This window comes from Petroclostridium xylanilyticum, from assembly GCF_002252565.1.
GTDB classification, from domain to species: domain Bacteria; phylum Bacillota; class Clostridia; order SK-Y3; family SK-Y3; genus Petroclostridium; species Petroclostridium xylanilyticum.
In genome coordinates this window covers 1-1,325 of sequence record NZ_NPML01000024.1, presented here as the reverse complement: position 1 = coordinate 1,325, position 1,325 = coordinate 1, and the positions used below count along the sequence as shown (strand labels likewise).

The window sequence follows — 1,325 nt, the reverse complement described above, 5'->3', positions numbered from 1 at the left end:
TGTCTGTTATCTCTATAAGTTTTAGAGAAAAATTGGCAGACAATTTACTTGGTCCCCTGTCTGTGTCTGAACATAATGATTATAAAATTGCCTATCATTCCATGCAATTCTTTGTTGATAATTAATAAGAGAAATGCTATAATAATTCAAAAATAATTATTTTTTACATTTATGTATAATGTTTAATGGTATATAATCATGTCAAATTTTGTTCTTAAGATAGCTGACGGAATTGAGAGGACAATATCATGGAAAAGAAAATATTGGCATCATGGCAGCGGTGCAAGAGCATAGGTTTGTCCAAAGACATCGTTTTTCCTGTGATAAAAGTGACACCACAACAATTCAAAGTTATATGCAGCCAAAACAAAATGCTCATCTCTACATTTAAAACCTGCATTACAGAACTTAAAGCTCATCTTACCGGAGCATTTCTCTTCCTATTAACCGATGCACAGGGCATTTTACTGGATATTTACTACAACAAGGATATAGAACAGCACGTTAAACAATCCCAAATCAAGCCGGGTATGTCCTTTGCCGTGGAAAGCTGCGGGACCAATGCCGTATCCATGGCCATGGATACAGGCGAATCCATATATATACTGCCGGAACAGCATTACTGCAGTCTTTTTAAATGCTGGCATTGTTTTTGTACGCCGATATTGATGAATAACAAGATCATTGGATATCTCGACATATCTACCATAAATACACAAATGAAAAAAGAATTTGTAGCCATTACAAAAATTTTACCCAGTTATTTGATAGACAAATACAAAAAGCAGCTTAATCAATATATTATAGATATGTCTTCTGTCAAGCTGACAAAACGCCAGATGGAAATCCTGACGCTAATAACAAGAGGACTCTCGGCAAAAGAAATAGCAATTGCACTAAAAATAAAAGAATGTACCGTGGATTATCATAAAAAAGTACTTTTTGAAAAACTAAACGTAAACTCAAGCACCGAAGCAGCCGCAATGGCTGCACGTCTTAAACTAATACCCTGAATCCTGAAATACTATGGAAATCCATAGGTTGATAATTTGAACAAGATATGGTAAATTCATAATGAATAAAGTATTAACAACTATAACCAAACAATGCTATGCGTTGCATAAAATACTTGATAGAATAAATGTCAATGTAAAGGGATCTAGCTCTGCACAGGAACTTGACGATATACAAGTTTATGTATATGTTGGAGTTAATCCGTCTGTTCTGTAATAGTGATATTAACCATGAGGACTGGAATTGCCGGCATAAAACAGTCTTTATGGTTGATATATATTCTGAAGTTACCCGGGGAATGGAAGAAGTTA

At 34.6% G+C, this 1,325-nt stretch carries 1 protein-coding gene; it reads left to right on the top strand.

Features of this window, described 5'->3' with window-relative positions; all coding sequences use genetic code 11:
- The first annotated feature begins 248 nt into the window (after nt 1–248).
- Nucleotides 249–1,013 (top strand): LuxR C-terminal-related transcriptional regulator, encoded by a 765-nt coding sequence (locus CIB29_RS15500; protein WP_094551274.1) that lies wholly within the window; start codon nt 249–251, stop codon nt 1,011–1,013.
- Nucleotides 1,014–1,325 lie beyond the last annotated feature (312 nt).